Source organism: Geothrix sp. PMB-07, assembly GCF_030758935.1.
In the GTDB taxonomy this organism is placed as follows: domain Bacteria; phylum Acidobacteriota; class Holophagae; order Holophagales; family Holophagaceae; genus Geothrix.
In genome coordinates, this window is record NZ_CP132333.1 from 1,124,402 (window position 1) to 1,145,487 (window position 21,086).

Annotated in this window: 21 protein-coding genes and 1 other RNA gene; 16 read left to right on the forward strand and 6 right to left on the reverse strand. The window is 64.8% G+C overall.

Annotated features, from left to right (window positions below; all coding sequences use genetic code 11):
* Positions 1-98: 98 nt before the first annotated feature.
* From Q9293_RS04895 to Q9293_RS04915, 5 genes are all read left to right on the forward strand, one after another.
* Positions 99-854, forward strand: a complete 756-nt coding sequence (locus Q9293_RS04895; RefSeq protein ID WP_306250627.1) for an energy transducer TonB — start codon at positions 99-101, stop codon at positions 852-854.
* Positions 855-858: 4 nt separating this feature from the next.
* Positions 859-1,221 carry a biopolymer transporter ExbD gene (locus tag Q9293_RS04900; protein ID WP_306250630.1) on the forward strand — a complete coding sequence of 121 codons (363 nt, stop codon included), beginning with the start codon at positions 859-861 and terminating at the stop codon, positions 1,219-1,221.
* 32 nt (positions 1,222-1,253) lie between these two features.
* Positions 1,254-1,618, forward strand: an RNA gene (gene rnpB / locus Q9293_RS04905) — RNase P RNA component class A.
* Between the two features lie 482 nt (positions 1,619-2,100).
* Positions 2,101-2,859 (forward strand): GNAT family N-acetyltransferase, encoded by a 759-nt coding sequence (locus Q9293_RS04910; RefSeq protein ID WP_306250632.1) that lies wholly within the window; start codon positions 2,101-2,103, stop codon positions 2,857-2,859.
* A gap of 15 nt (positions 2,860-2,874) precedes the next feature.
* The gene (locus Q9293_RS04915) at positions 2,875-4,044 is read left to right on the forward strand and encodes an MFS transporter (RefSeq protein ID WP_306250634.1); all 1,170 of its coding nucleotides are present in this window, start codon (positions 2,875-2,877) and stop codon (positions 4,042-4,044) included.
* Here Q9293_RS04915 and Q9293_RS04920 read toward each other — a convergent pair.
* Both Q9293_RS04920 and Q9293_RS04925 read right to left on the reverse strand, forming a co-directional pair.
* Positions 4,034-4,795, reverse strand: coding sequence for a class I SAM-dependent methyltransferase (locus Q9293_RS04920; RefSeq protein WP_306250636.1), 762 nt, complete (start codon positions 4,793-4,795; stop codon positions 4,034-4,036). The two genes, Q9293_RS04915 and Q9293_RS04920, sit on opposite strands and share 11 nt — an antisense overlap.
* Complete coding sequence (locus tag Q9293_RS04925; protein ID WP_306250638.1) at positions 4,792-5,235, reverse strand: hypothetical protein; 444 nt, start codon at positions 5,233-5,235, stop codon at positions 4,792-4,794. Before Q9293_RS04925 ends, Q9293_RS04920 begins: the two co-directional genes overlap by 4 nt.
* Positions 5,236-5,450: 215 nt before the next feature.
* On the opposite strand from Q9293_RS04925, the gene Q9293_RS04930 reads away from it, so the two are divergent.
* The 5 genes from Q9293_RS04930 (at position 5,451) to Q9293_RS04950 (ending at position 9,518) form a co-directional block, all read left to right on the forward strand.
* Positions 5,451-5,951, forward strand: a complete 501-nt coding sequence (locus tag Q9293_RS04930; RefSeq protein WP_306250640.1) for a Fur family transcriptional regulator — start codon at positions 5,451-5,453, stop codon at positions 5,949-5,951.
* Positions 5,952-6,161: 210 nt separating this feature from the next.
* On the forward strand, positions 6,162-7,229 hold the full coding sequence (gene add / locus Q9293_RS04935; protein ID WP_306250642.1) for an adenosine deaminase: 1,068 nt from the start codon (positions 6,162-6,164) through the stop codon (positions 7,227-7,229).
* Positions 7,230-7,257: 28 nt separating this feature from the next.
* Complete coding sequence (locus Q9293_RS04940; RefSeq protein ID WP_306250644.1) at positions 7,258-8,253, forward strand: bifunctional oligoribonuclease/PAP phosphatase NrnA; 996 nt, start codon at positions 7,258-7,260, stop codon at positions 8,251-8,253.
* A 107-nt stretch (positions 8,254-8,360) separates the two neighbouring features.
* Positions 8,361-9,020 (forward strand): GTP cyclohydrolase II, encoded by a 660-nt coding sequence (gene ribA / locus Q9293_RS04945; protein WP_306250646.1) that lies wholly within the window; start codon positions 8,361-8,363, stop codon positions 9,018-9,020.
* Positions 9,021-9,074: 54 nt separating this feature from the next.
* Entirely contained in the window at positions 9,075-9,518 is a 444-nt protein-coding gene (locus Q9293_RS04950) for a DUF2721 domain-containing protein (protein ID WP_306250648.1), read from the forward strand.
* Positions 9,519-9,786: 268 nt separating this feature from the next.
* Here Q9293_RS04950 and Q9293_RS04955 read toward each other — a convergent pair whose 3' ends face one another.
* Complete coding sequence (locus Q9293_RS04955; RefSeq protein ID WP_306250650.1) at positions 9,787-10,923, reverse strand: pseudouridine synthase; 1,137 nt, start codon at positions 10,921-10,923, stop codon at positions 9,787-9,789.
* A 43-nt stretch (positions 10,924-10,966) separates the two neighbouring features.
* Entirely contained in the window at positions 10,967-11,536 is a 570-nt protein-coding gene (pgsA, locus tag Q9293_RS04960; RefSeq protein ID WP_306250652.1) for a CDP-diacylglycerol--glycerol-3-phosphate 3-phosphatidyltransferase, read from the reverse strand.
* Positions 11,537-11,691: 155 nt separating this feature from the next.
* Here pgsA and Q9293_RS04965 point away from each other — a divergent pair, with 155 nt between their 5' ends.
* The 6 genes from Q9293_RS04965 to Q9293_RS04990 all read left to right on the forward strand — a co-directional run bounded on the left by Q9293_RS04965 (position 11,692) and on the right by Q9293_RS04990 (position 19,306).
* The gene (locus Q9293_RS04965; RefSeq protein ID WP_306250654.1) at positions 11,692-11,871 is read left to right on the forward strand and encodes a FeoA family protein; all 180 of its coding nucleotides are present in this window, start codon (positions 11,692-11,694) and stop codon (positions 11,869-11,871) included.
* Positions 11,871-14,042 (forward strand): ferrous iron transport protein B, encoded by a 2,172-nt coding sequence (feoB, locus tag Q9293_RS04970; RefSeq protein ID WP_306250656.1) that lies wholly within the window; start codon positions 11,871-11,873, stop codon positions 14,040-14,042. The genes Q9293_RS04965 and feoB overlap by 1 nt, the downstream gene beginning before the upstream one ends.
* 218 nt (positions 14,043-14,260) lie before the next feature.
* On the forward strand, positions 14,261-14,914 hold the full coding sequence (locus Q9293_RS04975) for a hydroxyacylglutathione hydrolase family protein (RefSeq protein ID WP_306250658.1): 654 nt from the start codon (positions 14,261-14,263) through the stop codon (positions 14,912-14,914).
* A 60-nt stretch (positions 14,915-14,974) separates the two neighbouring features.
* Positions 14,975-15,688: a nitroreductase gene (locus tag Q9293_RS04980; RefSeq protein ID WP_306250660.1), complete on the forward strand. Its 714-nt coding sequence runs from the start codon at positions 14,975-14,977 to the stop codon at positions 15,686-15,688.
* Between the two features lie 86 nt (positions 15,689-15,774).
* The gene (gene glgC, locus Q9293_RS04985; protein WP_306250662.1) at positions 15,775-16,995 is read left to right on the forward strand and encodes a glucose-1-phosphate adenylyltransferase; all 1,221 of its coding nucleotides are present in this window, start codon (positions 15,775-15,777) and stop codon (positions 16,993-16,995) included.
* Between the two features lie 250 nt (positions 16,996-17,245).
* Positions 17,246-19,306 (forward strand): TonB-dependent siderophore receptor, encoded by a 2,061-nt coding sequence (locus Q9293_RS04990; RefSeq protein WP_306250664.1) that lies wholly within the window; start codon positions 17,246-17,248, stop codon positions 19,304-19,306.
* Between the two features lie 33 nt (positions 19,307-19,339).
* Here the strand turns inward: Q9293_RS04990 and Q9293_RS04995 are convergent, their stop codons facing one another.
* Together Q9293_RS04995 and Q9293_RS05000 are read right to left on the reverse strand one after the other, a co-directional pair.
* Entirely contained in the window at positions 19,340-20,761 is a 1,422-nt protein-coding gene (locus Q9293_RS04995) for an NAD(P)(+) transhydrogenase (Re/Si-specific) subunit beta (protein ID WP_306250666.1), read from the reverse strand.
* Positions 20,758-21,042, reverse strand: coding sequence for an NAD(P) transhydrogenase subunit alpha (locus Q9293_RS05000; protein WP_372342195.1), 285 nt, complete (start codon positions 21,040-21,042; stop codon positions 20,758-20,760). Before Q9293_RS05000 ends, Q9293_RS04995 begins: the two co-directional genes overlap by 4 nt.
* Positions 21,043-21,086: the final 44 nt, after the last annotated feature.

Genomic DNA, 21,086 nt, shown 5'->3' on the forward strand with positions numbered 1-21,086 from the left:
GACGGTGTGCGATCCAGGGCCCGGGATTGCCATCAACCAGCCCCACCCAAGTGAGGGTTGGTCCTGCGGAGGCCAAGGCGCTCCTCACAGGAGATCCCATGTTCCATGTCGCGTTTCCGCGCGGCCAGGGGCCCGCCTATGCGGACCTGCCGCCCACCCTCCAGCCCTTCGCCATCGCGGCTTCCGTGCCGCCCACAGACCGCCTCCGAACAGCGACTTTTTCGGGCCTGATCTACCTCCTCATCGGGGCCGGGGTACTTGCGCTGTCCTCCCAGGCGCCACACATCACCGCAAAGCCGGCGCCTCCCGTGGACCAGGGACGAACAGTGGTGTTTGAAGCTGCTCCTCCCAGGCCCCTTGAGACGGTTCCGTACGCCACCGGTGGTCCGAGCAGCCGCCCTTCTGAATTCACACAGCCGGTACCGGCACCAACGCCCACGGCCGATCCCACCGAGGCCGCGGCCGGGTTGCCGACGGTGGATCACTCCCACGATGCCGTGGCCCATGGGCCTCAACGGTCCGCAGGCCCGGTGCAAGAGGGGGCCGGGCTTCCCGCAGCCCCTTCGACACCGACTGTCCATGACTTCACGTCGGTTGGGCTCGCCATTCTCCACCGCGTGGATCCCATCTATCCGGATTTCGCCAAGCGGGCGCATATCCAGGGGCCGGTGGTGCTGAGAATGACTGTGGATGAGGCTGGCCGACCGGTGCAGGTCCAGGTGCTGGAAGGACATCCCATCTTCCATGAAGCGGCCATTCAGGCCGCCCGGCAGTGGCGGTTCGAACCTGCGCGCATGGACGGCCGTTCCGTATCCGCCGCCTTCCAACTCACCATCAAGTTCGCGCTGAGGTAGCGCCATGGCCTCCCCTCTCCGCAGCGACATCAACGTCACGCCACTCGTGGACATCGTCCTCGTGCTGCTCATCGTCTTCATGACGCTGGTTCCGGCCCTGCCGAAGGCGCTTTCGGCGGTGTTACCAGGGCAGGGGGAGGGTTCCTCGACCTCCACGCGCCTCATCCTGGCCCTCAGTCCGGATGGAGGTGTGACGGTGGTGGGACGGCCCGCGGATGCCTGGGCCGCGGCGGTCCAGGCCCATCGGGGGCCCATCGTGCTCAGGGTGCCTCCCGACCTGCCCCTGAGTGCGCCAACCCGCGTGCTGGATGAGGTGGAAGGGCTGCGCCCCGGCGCCAAGGTGGCCCTCGTGGCCTGGACCGGATGAGGCCGGGTTCGGTGAGCCCGTGCTAGGCTGAGCAGGTGGATCAGGGCGTCGCTGGCCGCAAGGCCAGAGGAAAGTCCGGGCTCCACAGGGTGCTGGGCCTGGTAACACCAGGGCGGGGTGACCCGACGGAAAGTGCAACAGAAAACAAACCGCCGATGGCCACGCAAGTGGATCAGGTAAGGGCGAAACGGTGGGGTAAGAGCCCACCGCCGGACTGGCAACAGGACGGGCACGGCAAACCCCCCAGGGAGCAAGACCAAATAGGCTGGTGCACCGCGCAAGCGGCGAGGGCTGACCCGGCCGAGCCAGCGGGTAGGTCGCACGAGGTGGGTGGCGACATCCATCCCAGAGGAATGACGTCCCACGACAGAACCCGGCTTACCGATCCACCACGGCCCCCGCGAGGGGGCCGTGTCTACGCTGTCCGGGGGTTCCTCGCTGCGCGAACACCCCCGGGCCCCGGCGCCTTGGTCGGCAGAGCCGCCCCCGGCTTATGCTCTCCGGGGGGGCCTCGCTGCGCGCCTCCGTGTGATGCGGCGCGGTGCGCCGCTCCCACTCGCCTCCGGCTCGCGGACATGACCCTAGACTCCAGGCCAACGCATGCGTTGCCTGGAGGAGCCTCCCCCCGGGGCCCCCGCGATCACTCCGGCGAAGCCGGGCTTCGCTTTACTCAACATCTGAGGGGCCCGCTTTGCTTTGCTGACGGCCTCCGCTAGGATGGGCGCTGTTCTCCGAGTAGGCCTCTGACTTCCACCTCGCATTCCCATCGTTGCCTGCCGGGCCTTGGCAGGTGCTGGGCCGCGTCCACCCGGTGACGCAGAGGAAGGCTCCTGGCGGTTCGCCGGGAGGTCAGATTGAAGCCACCCATTCGGAGCAACCATGTCGCACGACCTTCAAGCCCTGGCCCGCCGTCTTGAGCGCGCCCAGGCCCTGCAGAACGAACGTTTCAACCTGGCCGCTGGAGGACAAAGCCTCCCTGTGGGCGGAGGCTATGCCCACTTCCGTGGCGAGGGCCATCCGCTGAATCAGGCGTTGGGCCTCACAGAGGCTATTACGGAATCTGAGCTGAGCTCGGTGGAAGCTTTCCTGGGAGCTCCCACGGTGCTGGAACTGAGCCCTGGCGCCCACGCTTCGCTGTGGCCTTTGCTGGCCCAGCGTGGCTACCGCCTGCACCAGTTCCAGCAGCTCTGGACTCGCCCGCTGGAAGGTGTCGAGCCGACGTTGCCGCTGGTTGGGATTCGACTGGTGAGGTCTGAGGAAGCTGTCATGTACAGCCGCATCACCTGTGCCGCCTTCCTTGAACGTGATGATTGGCAGGAGCTGGATCCGCCCTTCCTGACGCCTCTTTCCGTTCCCGATGCCTGGGGCTTCCTGGCCTTGGTCGATGGTCAGCCGGTGGCGGGTGGCATGCTGGGCATCGTGGAGGACATCGCGCTGTTTTCGGGAGATGGCGTGCTGCCCCGACATCGGGGCAGGGGGCTGCAGAAGGCCCTGATCCAGGCCCGGCTCGCTTTCGCTCGGGCGCGGGGATGCGAGCTTGCGTGCGCCTCCACGGCCCCGGGCACGCCCAGCCAGCGGTCCTATGAAGCCTGCGGGTTCCGAGTGGCGTACCCCAAGGTGGAGATGGCCCGGGGGTGATGGAAGCCGCGGCGCATGGTTCCATGGATCATGCGCCGCCCTTCGCCCCAGACTGCCGCCCTGCTCGTGACGGCCCTCGCCTTCCACGTGGACATGCTCCTCTATTACCTGCTGGTGCCGCTGCTGCCCCGGTACGCGCGGGAGCTGAACCTGAATCCCATGCAGGTCGGCATCCTCTTCGGCAGCTATGCGGTGGCACTGCTGCTGGCCACCTTTCCCGTGGCGGTCCTCACGGATCGTTACGGGAGGAAGGCGCCCATGCTGTGGGGGTTGGCGGGCCTGGGTCTCACCACCCTTGTGTTTGCGCTATCAAAACAGTACTGGCTGCTGGTGGTGGCGCGCTCCTTCCAAGGCGCGGCGGGCGCCGCGACCTGGCTGCCAGGCATGGCCCTTCTCGCGGACCACTTCCCTTCGGAATCGAGGGGCAAGGCCATGGGCACCGCTTTCGCAGCGGCGAACCTCGGCGTCCTCATCGGGCCGCCCTTGTCCGGCTTCCTGGCCCAGCATGCAGGTCCCGCGACTCCATTCCTGTTCGGTGCGGGCCTGGTGGCGCTGGATGCCGCAGGGCGCGCCTTTCTTCTGCCCGAGGTGGAACCGGAGCGGGGACCGAGACTGCCCTTTCGACAGTTGCTGTCAAACCCAACCATCCGGCTGTTTGCGGGCGCCATGGCCCTTGGGTCTGGGCTCTGGGCGCTGTTGGAATCGACGCTGCCTTTGGACATGGACCAGCGCCTGGGTTTCAGCGCCTCTCAGATCGGCCTGTGCTTCGCGGCTTCAGCCGTGGCTCACACCTTCACCTCACCCCTCATGGGCAGGCTGTCGGATCGCATCGGCCGTGTGAAGGTGCTCCGCATCGGCCTGGTGCTGGCGGTATTCCTGCTGCCCCTGCCGGTGTTGCTGCCCAAGGCGTGGATGGTGGTGCTGGCCATGATGGGCCTGGGCAGCACGGCCAGCTTCATCATGAGCCCTTGCAGCCCCGCAGTGGCGGACCAGGTGGAGCGCCAGGGCAGTCAGAGCTTTGCCTCAGCCTTCTCGATCCTGAACCTGGCCTATTCCGTGGGGCTGATGATCGGCCCTGTGGCAGGCGGGGCCCTGGTCCAGGGTGTGGGCCTGCCCCTGGCTCTGGGGCTCTGCGGGCTGTGCTTCGGGGTTTACCTGCTGGCCGCGCGCCACGCTAGCGTTTGACGGCCCGATAGATCCAGCGCTCCGCGTCCTCGTCCCAGGCCCGGCCATCCAGGCCGCCATAGGCCTGCGCCACGTGGAAGCCAGCCCGGTGAAGGAAGGCCCTCACCTCGCCATCCTCTGGAATCCAGATGTCATGGCAGAAGGACTCTCCCTGGCAGAGCCGGTCCGTGAGAATGCGGCGACCATCCGCGTTCCAGCGAACGCGCTCCTGGTAACCCTCCTCGGGGAAGTCCAACCAGTCCTCGCCCGATGCTTCCAGGGAGGCTTGCAAGGCGCTGCGGCCGGCGAGATCGAGGAGCAGGATTCCTCCGGTGCGGAGTACCCGGGCGTACTCTTCCAGTTGAAGCAGGTTCTCCGCTTCGGTGGCAAAGTAGCCCCAGCTGGTGAAGGCGCAGAAAACGCCATCGGCCACCCCCTCGCGGAAGGGCAGGGCGCGGAAATCCAGCCGCACCAGCGGCACGGGATGGCTCACCCGATGCTTGGCGAGATTGAGGGGGCTGATGTCCCCGCCAATGACCTTCAATCCCCGCTGGCGGAGATGGGGATTGAGCCGACCCCAGCCGCAGGGAAGGTCCAGCACCCGGCTTCCGCTCGGGAGATCCAGCAGGTTTGCCAGAGCGGGGCCCTCATGGGCCGCATCCTTGGCCTTGTCCGCATAGATGGTGAAGTACGCCGGGTGGTTGAAATCCTTGATGAACCAATCCATGGCCTGAGTGTGGCAGAGCTGAGGTCCGGGGGTTGGACGCCTCATCCCTCTTCGTTTTCGGCCTTTACCAGTTTCACGGTCGGCGCAGATTGAGGGGCATTGGCGATGCCCTTCCAGACATAACGGGTGCCCCGCTTCTGGCCGCTCTTGGCGATGAGCTTGGCTTCCTCCAGTTCGGTGAACAGGCGGCGGAGGGTGGCTGGGGCCCAGTCGCACTCCTTGAGGTCAAGCGCCACCTGGGCCTCGAAGCTGCTGAGGGAGCCACGGTTTTGAAGGGCGGCAATCAGGGCCTGCTTCATGTCTTCGAGTTCGGGCTTGGAGCGCCGCGCCTTGGTCTTGAAGGCGGGGGTCGACTCATGGACGGGCTCCAAGACGAGGGCCTTGGGGGCTGGCGGCGCGGGCGTGGCGGCGGCCCCTGTGGACTGAGCTTGAATCAGCAGGCCATCCACATAGATATCCCCGCGCTCGGGCTGGAACAGAATCACCACCGATCCGGGAGCGATGCCCTCATGCTGTAAAGCTGTAATGACACGTTCCCCGATCCTGCTTTTCTGATCCGAACTGAGCGTCGGAGACTCGATAATCACGACTGCCATGAATGCCTCATATTTAAAACAGAAATTCCATAATACGCTTGGATTTAGGCTTTGTAAAATGGGTTTTCCTGCCTACATCGTGTAAACTTCCCGCCGAGGGTTCCATGCGCAAGCCCAAGATCGAACGGCCCGAAGAGCAGCAGCGTTTCGAGACCTTTCTCCGATCCCGACAGCTGAAGCTGACGGGTGAGCGGCTGGAACTGGTGGAGGAGGTTTTCGGCCAGCCTCACCATTTCGACGCCGACCAGTTGCACATGGCCTTGAAACAAAAGGGGAAGGCCATCAGCAGGGCCACCGTGTATCGGACCCTCGACCTGCTGGTGCAGTGCGGGCTGGTGCGCAAGAGCAGCTTCGGCGACCAGTTCGCGCATTACGAGGCGGTGCGCAGCAACGAGCACCACGACCATCTCATTTGCCTGAACTGCGATGCCATCATCGAGTTTTTCCGCCCCGACCTGGAAGCTCTGCAGGAACAGATCTGTCGGGAATTCAGCTTCAAGCCCATGCACCACAGCCATCAGATCTTCGGCCTCTGCAAGGCCTGCCAGGGGCAGGCGACGGATGACTCGGTGCTGGCCCACCGGTTGAGCCAGCTGAATACCTGATGTCCTCCGGGGGTTCCTCGCTGCGCGAACACCCCCGGACCCCCGCGCCTCGGCCGGCTTAGCGGTCCTCGGCTTGGCTCTCTGGGGGTTCCCGCCGCACGCCATAGACCCCGCGCTAAGGCATGGCGGGGCCGTTCCATCGCTTCTCCATTCCCCGGGGGGCCGGGCACAGCCCATAGCCGACAGCAGGGTTCAGCGCTAGGCTTGGCCATGGCCAAACTGACGATCCAAGACCTCCAGCGCCTCCCCAAGACGGATCTGCATGTCCACCTGGATGGCAGCCTCCGCATTCCGACCATCCTTGAGCTGGCCGAGCAGCAGAAGGTGAAGCTGCCTGCCGATTCCGTGGACGGCTTGCGCCCCTTCGTGGAGGTGGGGGACGACTGCAAGTCGCTGGTGGAGTACCTCCGCGCCTTTGACGTCACGCTGTCGGTCATGCAGACCTACGACAGCCTGGTGCGAACGGCCTTTGAACTGGCCGAGGACGCCGCCAAGGAGAATGTGCGTTACATGGAGGTGCGCTACAGCCCCATCCTCCATCAGCAGAAGGGGCTCACGCTGCACGCCATCGTGCAGGCCGTGCTCGAGGGCCTGGCTCAGGCGGAGCGCCAGTACAACATCAAGACCGGCGTCATCCTCTGCGGCATGCGCCACATCTCGCCCGACATCTCCCTGCGGCTTGCGGATCTCACCGTGGCCTTCAAGAACAAGGGCGTGGTGGGCTTTGACCTGGCGGGGGCCGAGGAGAACTTCCCGGCCAAGCGCCACAAGGATGCCTTCGGCCGCGTGCTGCAGAACAACATCAATTGCACGCTCCACGCGGGTGAGGCCTACGGGCCCGAGAGCATCCACCAGGCCATCCACCTCTGCGGCGCCCACCGCATCGGGCACGGCGTGCGCCTCATCGAGGATGGCGACCTGCTCAACTACGTGAATGACCACCGCATTCCGTTGGAGTGTTGCCCTTCGAGCAACGTGCAGACCAAGGCTGTGAAGAAGATGGCCGACCATCCCATCCGTCTGTTCTACGATCTGGGCCTGCGCGTCACGGTGAACACGGACAACCGCATGGTGACGGGCACCACGGTCAGCCGGGAGTTCCAGGTCATCCACGAGGAACTGGCCTTCAACCTCGAGGAGATCAAGGAACTCATCATCATGGGCTTCAAGAGCGCCTTCCTGCCCTATGCCCTCAAGCGGGCCATGCTGGCGGAAGTGGTCCATGAGCTGAAGGCCTTCAAGCCCGGGAGCCTCGAAAGTAAAAAAGAGCAGCTCTGATATCCTGACGCTCGAGGTCAGGATTTCCATGCTGGATCGCTTTGCCCACTTTCTCGATCACCACGCGCGCGTGCTGCTCACGACCCATGAGAATCCGGATGGGGATGGGGTGGGCGCTGCCATCGCTTTGGCGTCCTACTTGAAGGCCGCAGGCAAGCAGGTGCGCATCGTGGTGACACCTTCCCTGCCCGAGAACCTGCGTTTTCTGGACCCTGAGGGCTGGATCGAAGCCTACGCCCCCGCTGGTCCGCATGCAGGTCTCGCAGCCTGGCCCGATGCCTGGCTGCTCATTGACGCTTCAGAACCCCACCGCATGGGCCCGCTGTTTGCCGCCTTCGAGACCACCCAGGCCGATCGGGCCTGCCTCGATCATCATCTGAAGGATGCTCCGAAGGGCTTCGATGCGGAGTTCACGGATCCCAGCGCCAGCGCCAGCGCCGAACTGGTCTACGACCTGGTTCGTTCCCGCACTGACGGCGACTTCCCACCCGTCATGGCCCAGGCGCTCTACGCGGGTCTCGTGAGCGATACGGGCAACTTCCGGCACTCCAACAGCACCCCCAAGGTCCATCATGCCGCCGCGGATCTGCTGGCCCAGGGGGTCCATCCGGCTCGAACCTTCAATGCCCTTTACCAGACGGCGACACCTGCCAAGATCAGGCTCTTCGGTCGGGCCATGGGCGGACTGCAGTTGCGGGAAGAAGGCCGCTTCGCCTATGTCACTGTGACCAAGGCGGATCTGGAGGCGGCAGGAGCCACCCACGAGGATCTTGATGAGCTGGTGGAGGAGCCTCGCAAGCTGAAAGGGGTGGAGGTCGCAGCCCTGTTTTCCGAAACGGCCGATGGCCGCTCCAAGGTCAGCCTCCGGTCCCGGGAGCGGGTGGATGTGAACGCGGTCTGTCGTTTGTTCGGCGGAGGGGGCCATCGACTGGCCTCCGGGGCCAAGGTCGGTGAACCCTTGGCAACCTTCATCTCCCAGGTGGAGGCAGCCCTTCACACTCAGATGGAACGGGATTTTGTCTAGAATGTAAATTAGACTTTATGGGGTTGCCGAGAAAGGCCCCAGGTCTCAGACTTCAAGTTCGCCCGAGCGGCATCCCATGAGGTGACCGCTTTTGACACTGGACTCCCATGTCACCCAAAGAACCCAGCAGCGCCCCGAAGCTTGAACTGTTCTGCAAGCTGCAGGCGGAGAAGGTCCCCTTCATCGCCAAGGCCAATGTGCCTTCCATCTTCGGCAAGTTCACGGTCTACGGTTTTCTGGAGCATGCCACCGGGAAAGAGCACCTCGCCATCGTGGCCGGCGAGATCGACGCACGCAGGCGCATTCCAGTGCGCATCCACTCAGAGTGTTGGACCGGCGATGTGCTGGGCAGCCTCAAGTGCGACTGTCGTCAGCAGCTGGAAGAAGCCCTGCGCCATGTATCAGAGCACGGTGGCATGGTGCTCTACCTCCGGCAAGAGGGACGCGGCATCGGCCTGTTGAACAAGCTCAAGGCCTATGCGCTGCAGGAGCAGGGGCTCGATACGGTGGAAGCCAACCACTCCCTCGGTTTCCCCGATGATCTGCGCACCTATGATTGTGCCGTGGAGATGCTGAAGTTCTTTGGCATCACCCAGGTGAAGCTGCTCACCAACAACCCGAGGAAGATCGGCGCACTGGAATCCGCTGGCATCGAAGTCGAGCGGGAGCGGCATCAGCTGGCTTCGAATCCGCATAATCTGCGCTACCTCAAGACCAAGGCCCGCAAGAGCGGGCACATGCTGGACTTCGAGGAAGAAGCGCTCTAACCCATTCACCCCAATCTTTGACACTCGGCCCTTGGAGGCCGATAGCTAAGGCATATGGACACTCCCGTTTCGTACCAAGCCGTTTACGACATCTCACATGTCATTCAGCTCTCTGTGGCACCGGTTTTCCTGCTGACCTCCATCGGCACCATTTTGGGTGTGCTGTCCACGCGGCTGGCCCGGATCATCGACCGGGCGCGGGCCCTCAACGACAAGCTGGAGAACGCTGCGGAGGTGAAGGCCCGCCTGATCCACGAGGAGATGCACATCCTCGCGCAGCGGCGGCATCTGGTGAACCTGGCCATCACCGGAGGAACCACCTCGGCGCTGCTTGTGTGCGTCAGCATCGCCACGGTGTTCCTCGGCGCCATGCTCAAGGTCAATGTGGCCATGGCCGTGGCGCTGATGTTCATCCTTTCCATGGCAGCCTTCGTGGCCGCGCTGGTCTTCTTCCTGCGGGAGATCCTGCTCGCAGTGCGAAGCCTCGATCTCGTCTAGGAGGGGATCTTCGCTCAGCTCGGCTTTGCCGGGCTGAGCGCGGAGGTCCGGGGGTATTCGCGCAGCGAAGCGGAGCGGGGGACCCCCGGAGAGTTTCAGCTCAGCACGGCTTTGCCGGGCTGAGCGCGGGGGTCCGGGGGTATTCGGGCAGCGAAGCGGAGCGGGGGACCCCCGGAGAGTTTCAGCTCAGCTCGGCTTTGCCGGGCTGAGCGCGGGGGTCCCGGGGGTGTTCGCGCAGCGAAGCGGAGCGGGGGACCCCCGGAGAGTTTCAGAGGCTCTTGATGGCTGCGATTTCCTGGGGGCTGAGGAAGCGCCAGGCGCCGGGCTTCAGCATGGGATCGGCCAGGGGGCCGAACTGCACGCGGCGCAGCTTGCTGACCGGGTGTCCCACCGCCGCGAACATGCGTCGGATCTGCTGGTTCTTGCCCTCCGTGAGGGTCACCTTCAGCCAGGGATTGTCGCCCTTTTCAGCCACCTCGATGTGGCAGGGCTTCAGGCGCCGTCCGCTGAGCAGGAAGCCCTCCTGGAATTCCTTCAGCAGCTCGGGCCGCGGATTGCGGTGCACCTTCACCAGGTAGACCTTGGGGATCTCATGCTCAGGCCCCATGAGCACCTGGGCCAGGGCTCCATCGTTGGTCATGAGGAGGAGGCCTTCGGAGTTGAAATCGAGACGCCCCACGGGGTACAGGCGGCCAGGCACATCGCGGATCAGGGCCATGACCGTGGGGCGGCCCTGGTCATCCTTGACGGTGGTGACGTAGCCCTTGGGCTTGTTCATGAGGATGTAGACCGGCGCTTCCTTCTCGATGGGGATCAGGTCCACGGTGATCTCATCCCGCTTGGGGTTGGCGCAGGTTCCCAATTCCGTGACGGTGACGCCGTTCACCTGCACGCGGCCATCGAGGATGATCTCTTCACAGGCGCGACGGCTGGCGATGCCTGCGGCGGCGAGGATTTTCTGGAGGCGCTCCTGGCCAGGGCCGCCGGGCCTGGGGCCAACCTTGCGCGCGGCCACTGGAGCGGGTTTGGCCTTGGGTGCAGCGACTGGGGCTGGGCGGCCTGTGGCGCGATTCGAGGGCCGACTTTGGGCCCGGTCCACGGGACGGCGGGTCGGGCGCTCATCGGGACGACTTGTGGTGCGGCGAGCCGGGCGGTCATCGACGCGGGTTTCAGGGCGGGACTCGGGACGACTGTCGGAGCGGGCCGGGGTATGGCGGTCAGGGCGTTCCGCGGAGCGGGTCGCCGGACGACGCGTTGGACGCTCCTCTGCCATCGCGGGTCGGTCCGCAGTTCGGGCGGCAGGTCGGCGCGCGGGCCGATCCCCAGGGCGCCCCGTCGGACGGCTGGAGGCGGTTTTCTTGGCGGTGGGCGCGGTTCCAGCCCCCTTGGGGGTGAACTTTCTCATGGCAGCTCCTTCGGCGTCTCCCGACGCGGAATCTGCCAGTGTATCAGGACGGGTGGGTTGTCGTGGCCCGCAGGAAGTAATGGATGCCCGAAGCGAGCACCAGCGCAGCCACCACGTAGTACATCTCGGGCAGCAGGGGATCCATCCAGGACCGGTAGCCGATGGCATTGAAGAGCAGCCCCAGGGATACGGCGATCAGCTGCATGGCCGTGCTCAGCTTGCCCAACAGGCTGGGGTGGAATTTGCTGTCGCTGAGGCGATCCACCGAGGCGAAGGCGTAGAAGGAGATGACGAGATCCCGCATGATGGCGAGGATGGCCACCCAGACGGGGATGGGGGCCGTCATGCCCTGGGTGCGCCAGGCCATGAGGATGAAAGCCGTGGTCATCAGCAACTTATCGGCGGCGGGATCGAGAATCGCACCCAGATCGGAGCGCTGATTGAAGGTTCGGGCGATGAGGCCGTCCAACAGGTCGGTAAACCCTGCCGCTGCAAACAGGATGCAGGCCTGCCAGTAGTGTCCGTACCAGACCGCGATGGCGAAAAAGGGAATCGCCAGGATCCGCAGCAGGGTCAGCGCATTGGGGAGGGTGATGGGACTGGAGGCATTCATTGGCTTCAGTTTAGACGGAGATCACATCCCTTCGTTGCTTCCTTGTTCCATGCTGGTCATGAGCTACACTGGTCGACGGAGTTGAGACTATGACTCAAAATCTACCAATCCCCCTAAGTCAACTCCACCCTGGAGATCAGGGGGAAGTTGTCCAGGTGCAGGCTCAGGGGCAGGTGCGCCAGCGCCTGCTGGAGATGGGCTTCATTCGCGGGGCGCTTCTGCGGGTGGAGAAGCTCGCTCCCCTGGGTGATCCCATGGAATTGGTGATCAAGGGCTATCACTTGTCTCTGCGGCGCGAAGAAAGCGCCTGCATCCTCGTGCAGCCGGTGGCCTGATGACGCTGACCATCGCCCTCGCAGGCAACCCCAACTGTGGCAAGACCACGTTGTTCAACGCCCTCACCGGCGCGCGCCACCATGTGGGCAACTGGCCCGGCGTCACCGTGGAGCGCCGCAGCGGCACCTTCGAGGATGGTGGCACCACCATGGAAGTGGTGGACCTGCCCGGCACCTATTCGCTGTCCGCCCGCAGCGAGGATGAAAAAGTGGCCTCGCAGTTCCTGGCGTCGCCCGAGGTGGATCTCGTCCTGAACGTGCTGGATGCCTCCAACCTGGAGCGCAACCTCTACCTCAGCACCCAGCTGTTGGAACTGGGTAAGCCCGTGGCCTTCGTGCTGAACATGGTCGACGACGCCGAGAACCGCGGCGTCCGCATTGACGTGCCGGCCCTGGAGCAGCTGCTGGGCGGCCCGGTGATTCCCACCGTGGGCAACCGGGAACAGGGCATCACCGAGCTGAAGACGCTGCTCTCGGCCATGGCCCGCGGCGAGTCCAACCGCTGCCGCCGCATCACGGTGGACTACGGCCACGACATCGAGGGCGAACTCACGAAGCTGCAGACAGAGATCTGCCGGGACGAGCTGCTGGAAGCCGCCATGCCGCCCCGCTGGCTGGCCCTGCAGCTGCTGGAGAACAACGCCGAAGCCAAGCGGGTGGTGGCTGAGAGCCACGCTGCTGAAGCCATCAAGCAGCAGCTCGCCAAGAGTTTCGCCTTCCTGGAGCCGCACCTCGGCGCCGATGGCGCCACCCTGGTGGCTGAGCGCCGCTACGGCTTTGCCCATGGCCTGGTGAAGGAAGTGGCCACGGCGCCCGATGACAAACAGTCACCCACCTCGAAGCTCGATGCGGTGCTTACCCACCGCGTGATCGGCATTCCCATCTTCCTGGGCGTGCTGGCGCTGATGTATTCGCTCTCCTTCATCCTCGGGAAGATCCCGCAGGATTGGATCGCCGACGGCTTCAAGGCCTTGTCTGGCTTCGCCGCCTCGCGCCTGCCCGCGGGCGAACTCACCAGCCTGCTGGTGGACGGCATCATCCCCGGCCTGAGCGCGGTCATCGTGTTCGTGCCCGTGATCATGATCCTCATGGGCTGCATCGCCTTCCTGGAGGACACGGGCTACATGGCCCGGGCGGCCTTCATCATGGACCGCCTCATGCACGTCATGGGCCTGCACGGGAAGAGCTTCATCCCCCTCATCATGGGCAGCGGGTGCAATGTGCCGGCCATCCAGGCGGCGCGCACCATCGAGAGCCCGCAGGACCGCCTCATCACCATGCTGGTCACGCCGCTGGTGAGCTGCTCGGCGCGTCTTCAGGTCTACATCGTCATCGCCGGCACCTTCTTCACGCCTTTCAAGGCGGCGCTGGCCATCATCGCCATGCACTTCCTGGGCCTGGCCCTGGCCGTGCTGATGGGCCGCCTGCTGCGCAGCGCGCTGTTCAGCGGCCCCAGCTCGCCCTTCGTCATGGAGCTGCCGCCCTACCGTCTGCCGACGTTGAAGGCGACGCTCATCCACATGTGGGAGAAGGGCTCCATCTTCCTCACGCGCGCGGGCACCACCATCTTCGCGGGCGCCACCCTGGTGTGGTTCCTGTCGCGGTATCCCGGCATCGCCAACCGCGAGTGGACAGCTGAATACCAGCAGCAGCGCCAGGCCGTGGTGGCGCTCAACCTGCCCAAGGCCGAGGCTGAAGAGAAGCTCAAGGACCTGCAGCTGGCCCACGAGAGCCGCATCGTGAACACGAGCCTGGCGGCCCGCCTGGGCCAGAAGGTGGAGCCGGTTCTGCGGCCCATCCTCGACCCCGATCACAAGCGCGCCGAGGCCTGGAAGGATGTCATCGCGCTCACGGCGGGCTTCGTCGCCAAAGAAATCGTGGTGTCCACCATGGCAGTCATCCACCAGGCCAGTGAGGAACCGAAGGAAGGTGAACGCCTCAGCCCGCTTCAGGTCGCACTGCGCGACGGCTCGGGCCTGACGCCCCTCACGGCCCTGGCCTTCATGGTGTTCACCCTCATCTACACGCCGTGCCTGGGCACCATCGCCATGATTCGCCGTGAAGCCGGCAGCTGGGGCTGGGCGGCCTTCACCGTGGGCTACGGGTTGGCGCTGGGCTGGGGCCTGGCCTGGATCACCGTGGCCGCGGGCCGCGCCCTCGGATTCGCGTGAGGTGAGCATGGGCATGCAAAGCGTTCTCGCCCTTTCCGCCGCCGGCCTTGCGGCCCTCTACTTCATTCGGGGCGCTGTCCAGGATCTGAGCGCACCCAAGGGTGCTGCCTGTGGCAAGTGCAGTTCGGGTGGCTGTCCGGTGGCTCGGAAAGGCTGACGGTCCGACGAGCCAGCCTGCCATCCTGACCCCTGCCATCCTGGTTAAGGAGGGAGGGCCCATGCGCTTCATCTTCGAGCAGATCAGGGTGGGTGGGGATCGCAACTTCGGCTACCTGCTGGGCGACCGCGAGGCGGGCGTGGGCCTGCTCATCGACCCTTCCTACGCTCCGGAGGCGGTGGTGGAGCGAGCCCAGGCGCAAGGTCTGAAGGTGACCCACATCCTCAACACCCATGGCCATCCGGATCACACCAATGGCAACGAGGTGGCGAAGGCGCTCACAGGGGCCCTGATCGCCGGTGGACCGAAGCACCCTGGCCCTGTCGATGTCACCTTGCGCGATGGCGATGGTGTCTCCTTCGGCGAGTACACCCTTCGTGTATGGCATGTTCCCGGCCATTACCCGGACCATCTGGCCTTCCTGGTGGAGGGCCAGGATGCGGCGTTCACGGGTGACCTGCTCTTCGTGGGCAAGGTGGGCGGCACCCAGACCGAGGCCGAGGGCCGCACCGAATGGCAGAGCCTCCAGCGCCTGTTGAAAGTCTGGCCCGACACCACGACCCTCTGGCCCGGCCACGACTACGGCGCCCGGCCCAGTTCCACCCTGGCCTGGGAGAAGCGCAACAACCCCTTCCTGCTGTGTGCCGATGTGGAGGCGTTCCTGGCGGCGAAGCGGGGGTGGGCTGGGTTCAAGGCCCGGCACGGGCTTCGTTGACCCACCCCGAGGCAACCGACCCGCGACCGCGGGTATGGTTGTTCTGAGGGAAGGATTTCCATGAGCCTGTTCGAAACACCCACCGCCACCCAGACCGCCGCTGTGGATGCGGCCATTGCCAGCCGCCGCTCCATGCGGGCTTTCCTGCCCACCCCGGTGCCCCAGACCCTGCTGGAGGAGATCCTCGGCCTGGCCGCGCGAGCCCCCTCCGGCACCAACATCCAGCCCTGGCAGGTCCACGTGCTCACCGGCACCGCCAAGGACCGGCTGTGCGACCGCATCTGCGCCATCTACGAAAACCCCGCCGAGCTGGCCCAGCACGAGCGCGAGTACGACTACTACCCCAAGGAGTGGACCTCGCCCTACATCGACCGCCGCCGCAAGGTGGGCTGGGATCTCTACAAGCTGTTGGGCATCGCCAAGACCGACAAAGAGGCGATGCACCGCCAGCACGGCCGCAACTACCGGTTCTTTGATGCCCCCGTGGGTCTTCTTTTCAGCATCGACCGCATTCTGGAACAGGGCAGCTGGCTGGACTACGGCATGTTCCTGCAGACCCTCATGATCGCGGCGCGGGCGCGAGGCCTGCACACCTGCCCCCAGGCGGCCTTCACCCAGTTCCACCGCGTCATTGCGGAAGAGCTGTCCCTGCGCCCCGACCAGGCCATCGTCTGCGGCATGGCTCTGGGCTATGCCGATCCCGAAGCGGCGGAGAACCAGCTGCTGACGGAACGCGCCGATCTGGGCGAGTTCGTCACATTCCACGGAGGCTGACGGGTTCTGATTGATCTGGCGCCCATTCGGGCTCATGGTGGGTCCCAAACCGATCCGTCCGTGAACCCCCCATCAAAGGCGCCCCCATGGCCGAACACACGTTGACCATCCTCCTTGCCGGCGGAAGTGGGACGCGACTGCTGCCCCTTACGGCGGACCGCGCGAAACCGGCGGTGCCCTTCGGCGGCAAGTACCGCGTCATCGATTTCACCCTGTCCAACTGCCTACACTCCGGCCTGCGCCGCGTGCTGGTGCTGACTCAATACAAATCGCATTCCCTGCACAAGCACTTGCGGGACGGCTGGTCCATCTTCAACCCCGAATGTGGCGAGTACATTACGGTGGTGCCGCCCCAAATGCGGACCGGTGCCTCCTGGTACTCTGGCACGGCGGACGCCATCCACCAGAACCTCTTCCTCCTGGAGCGCAGCTCCGCGAAAAAAGTGCTGATCCTCGCCGCGGATCACATTTACCGCATGGACTACGCGGCCCTTATCAAGGCCCATGACGAGGCGTGCGCCGATCTGACCATCGCCTGCATGAAGGTTCCCCTGGAAGAGGCCAGCGCCTTCGGAGTCATGGCCATCGACTCAGACAACCGCATCGTGGAATTCCAGGAAAAGCCGGAGCGGCCCAAGCCCCTGCCCAGTGACCCGGAGACAGCCCTGGTGTCCATGGGCATCTACGTCTTCCCGAAAGATCAGTTGATCGAGGCGCTTCGCAGCGACAGCCTCCGAGACGATTCCAGCCATGATTTCGGCAAGGATCTGATCCCCCGCATGATTCGCACCCACAAGGTCTGCGCCTATGAATTCGGCGGCACGCGGGGCCGGGTCACACCGGACCGCTACTGGCGCGACGTGGGCAGCCTCGATGCCTACTACGAAGCGAACATGGACCTGCTCAAGCCCGTGCCGCCCCTGGATCTGTACCAGCGGGACTGGGCCATCCGCACCTACCATGGCCAGAATCCTCCGGCCCGCATGGTGCCTGGCGCCAGCGGCAAGGACGGCATGATGACCAACTCCATCATGGGCGCGGGCACCGTGATCATCGGTGGCGTTGTGCGCCATTCCATCCTGGCCTCGCGGGTGTATGTCCACGAGGAGGCACTGGTGGAGGATTCGATCCTGTTCGATCACGTCGTGGTCGGGGCAGGGGCCCGGTTGCGCCGCTGCATCGTGGACAAGCACGTGACCATCCCGCCTGGCGAAAGCATCGGCTATGACTTGGAGAAGGACCTTCAGCGCTTCACTGTCTCTGACAAGGGCATCATCGTGGTGCCGGAGGATTACCGGTTCACGTGATACGCCGCCGCCCTGGAGCTGGTCCGGGTCGCCAAAAATGGCCAAACCCCTGCCATGACAATTAGGCGGGAAACTTGTGATTTCCGGCCATCGGTCCGAATAAGCTCATTGTCAATCCGGATATCCAAGGGGGGGTCTCATGGTCCGTTCTCTCCAGCAGCGCGGCAGACCGGGGTCCCCCTTCGCAGCCCAGGGGCGGGTTTTTCTCTGGCGGGAACCCGAGGTGGTGCGAGGCAGGCCCGGATCATGTTTGCCGGTTCGCCTGGGGGCCCTTGGCCTGGCCTCCCTGCTGGGGTCCCCCCTGGTGGCCCAGGAAACCGAACCGTTGGGGGTTCTCGAAGACCTTCTGAGAACGCGGGTCGTCGTGGCGACCAAGCGGCCCCAGGCGGAGGAATCCGCCCCGAGCATTGTGTCCGTGGTGACTCGCGCGGACATCGAACGGTACGGCTGGCGCGACCTGGCGGACATCCTGCGCGCCCTGCCGGGTTTCGATTTCGCCCTGGACGGCACTGGGCTCATCGGCCTTTCAGAGCGCGGCATCTGGGCCCACGAGGGCAAGGCCCTGGTGATGGTCGATGGCCTGGCCGTCAGTCCCATCCACAACGGAAACGTGAACTACTACGGGTTCATCCCTTCGGAGATGGTGGAGCGGGTGGAGGTCATCCGCGGGCCCGGCAGCGCTGTCTATGGCCAGTTCGCAGGGGTGGCTGTCATCAATGTCATCACCCACAACGCCCAGATGGGCGATCAAGGCCGGTTCGCCTTGAGGGGCAGCACCCTTGGCGCCGGCAATCAGGGAGGCGGCGCCTTTCTCTCGGTCAGCGACCACCTGTCGGACGCGGCCTATTTCTCCCTCCGCGCCGGTTACCAGGCGGACCCCTTCAGCAATCAGCCCTACGTGGACACCTTCTTCACCCAGCAGGCGTTCCCGCAGGACAAGGGGAATGCGCGGCGGGAGAACACCTTCGTGGCGGGCGAGGTCCAGGCCCTCGGAATGGAGGTGCGCTTCCTCCGAACAGCCTTTCAGATCGCCCAGGTGGATGGTGCGGGGAGCGGGCCCCTGGATCCGGTCATTCCAGGGCTTCCACCTGGGGTTCCAGGCGCGGGCCAGCGCGTCGTCCAAGGGTTTCGCTTGCAGCGCACGTTCCAGGTGAGGAAGGACCTCTCGCTTGAGGCAGCCGCAGAACAGCTCACCAATGACATGGGGGTGCTCTACGCCCAGAGCCGGGTGGGCAGCGGCGTTTTCACCTCAGGCAGCACCCGTGGCCGTTTCACGGGCGATGCCACCTTGAAGTGGGCGCCATCGTCAAAGGCCACGCTGTTGCTGGGTGGAGGCGGCATCCAGGATTGGGAACGCAGCGTGAACCTCCAGAATCAAGGGGGACTGCGGGATCCCTCCAATCCCGCCCAGTTGACGCCCCAGATCACGCTCAACACCCAGTTTGCCTACGCCCAATATGATCAGGAGGTGAGCGCCTTCGGCATCACCGTGGGCGGCCGGTACGAGAGCAATTCCGTGGGCCACGCCTTTGCACCGCGCTTGGGCCTCACCTACGCGGACGGCCCCTTCAATGCCAAGCTGCTGTATGGTGAGGCCTTCCGGGAGCCCTCGATCTTTCAGGAATACAGCACCCTGTTCGCCTATACAGGGCTCCGCCTGCAGCCTGAGTTGATCCGCAGCAATGAATTGCAGGTGGGCTGGCGATTCTCCCACCACGCGATGATGCGGCTCAACCTCTACCGGACGGCCGTCAGCCGCGTCATCGAGGGTTTTCTCACCAGCAACAGCCTCTACTCCATCCAGAATGCCGGCTCTGTGCATGCCAAGGGCCTCGAAGCCCAATTCGAGACGCAGTACGGCGCCTGGGGCGCCTTTGGGAACCTGAGCATCACCCGTCCTGATGGAGAGGTGGTGCCCTTCTACCTGGCCTCCAATGGCAAGAGCTTCTTGGGGGTTTCCCCGGTGAAGATCAACGTGGGCATCCACTTCGAGGTGGGGGCCTGTCTGGTGGCTCCGAGCCTCCTGTATGTTTCCTCGCGAGAGGCCCAGACCCCGGCCTCCGCCAGGTCGGGGTACCAGCCGGGCACGGTGCTTCCGACCCTTCTGCAAAGCGCGCCCTTTCCGGCCCGCCTGATCGCGAACCTGGCCCTCACCTGGGACCACATTCTGGGGCCTGATACCAAACTCCGATTCACCTTCAAGAACCTCGGCAACGCGGCCTATCCGATCCTGCAACCCTATTACGGCGGCCATGCCCCGTTGGCGGCCAATGACCGCAGCTTCACAGCGGATCTGGTCTGGACTTTCTAGGGGATGGTTCCAAACCCGCTGTGACGGACGGGTTCAGTGTCCGCCTTCCCCCGCCAGTTTCCGGGCCAGTTCCCCCACCACCGCCTTGGCATCCCCGAAGAGCATGAAGGTCTTGTCGAGGAAGTAGAGCTCGTTGTCGATGCCCGCGAAGCCCGGCGCCTTGGAGCGCTTGATGGCATACACCGTCTTCGCCTTGTCGGCATCAATGATGGGCATGCCGTAGATGGGGCTGTTCTTGTCCGAGCGCGCGGCAGGATTCACCACGTCGTTGGCGCCGATGACCAGCACCACATCTGCCTGGGGCATGTCGCCGTTGATCTCATCCATCTCCACCAAGTCGTCGTAGGGGATCTCAGCTTCGGCCAGCAGCACGTTCATGTGGCCCGGCATGCGGCCCGCCACGGGATGGATGGCGAACTTCACGGTGACGCCCTTCTTCTTCAGCAGGTCGTAGACCTCGCGCACCTTGTGCTGGGCCTGGGCCACGGCCATGCCGTAGCCGGGCACGATGACCACGAGATCCGCCTGTTCCATGACCTGGGCGGCGCTTTCCACGGTGTCGGACTTGTAGGCCTTTTGTTCGCCCTCGGCGCTGGCGCTGGTGGTCTGGCCGAAGGCGCCGAACAGCACGTTGAAGAAGGAGCGGTTCATGGCTTTGCACATGATCACGGAGAGGATGAGGCCCGAACTGCCATCCAGGGCACCCGCCGTGATGAGCAGCTTGTTGTTCAGCACGAAGCCCATGGCCACCGCCGACAAGCCTGCGTACGCATTGAGGATGGAGATCACGGTGGGCATGTCGGCGCCGCCGATGGGGATGATCAGCAGCACACCGAAGGCCAGCGAGAGCAGGATGATGCCGCCGAAGGCCCAGGGCGCCCAGGGGGCCAGCGGATGCAGTACCAGCGCCACGCCCAGGCCCAGGGCCAGGGCGAAGAGGGCGAGGTTGCTGACGTTCTGCAGCGGGTAGGTGACCGGCCGCTGGGGGATCCACTTCACTTCCTGCAGCTTGCCCGCCGCCAGAATCGATCCAGTAAAGGTGAGGAAGCCCAGGAGGATTTCCGCCACCAGGGCGATGACGATGAAGGGCGCCAGGGCCGCCTCGTTCTTCTGGCCGTAGTAGAGGAAGAACTTGGCCGTGCCCACCAGGCCCGCGGCCAGGCCGCCGAAGGCATGGGAAAGCGCCGTCCGTTGCGGCACCGCCGTGAGGGGCACCTGGGCCAGAGGGTAGCCGATGGCGGCGCCCGCAGCGAAGGCGCCGAGGATCCACCAGTAGTGGGTGCCGCCGGTGGCCATGACGCCGGTCAGGGTGCCCAGCACGGCCAGGGTCATGGCCGCCACGCCCGAGAACACGCCTTTGCGGGCCGTTTCGGGATCGGCCATCCACCGGAGGGAGAGGATGAACAGGGCCGTGGAGACGAGATACAGAAGCTGGACGAGGGTCTCGGCGCTCACTTGGCCCCCTTTTCGTGCTTCTTGAACATCTTCAGCATGCGGTCCGTGATGAGGAAGCCACTGACGATGTTGGTGGTGGAGCAGAAGATGGCCACCAGGCCCAAGAGGGTGATGTACCCCGGCGAATCCTTGCCGGCGGACACGATGAGGGCGCCCACCACGGCGATGGCGGAAATGGCGTTGGTGAGGCTCATGAGCGGCGTGTGCAGCAGGCGCGACACCCGCTGGATGACCATGAGGCCGATGAAGGTGGCCAGCATGAAGACGAAGAGGGCGCCCATGAAATCGAGCTGCCCGTGGCCGCCGCCTGCCGCGTGGCCCGGCG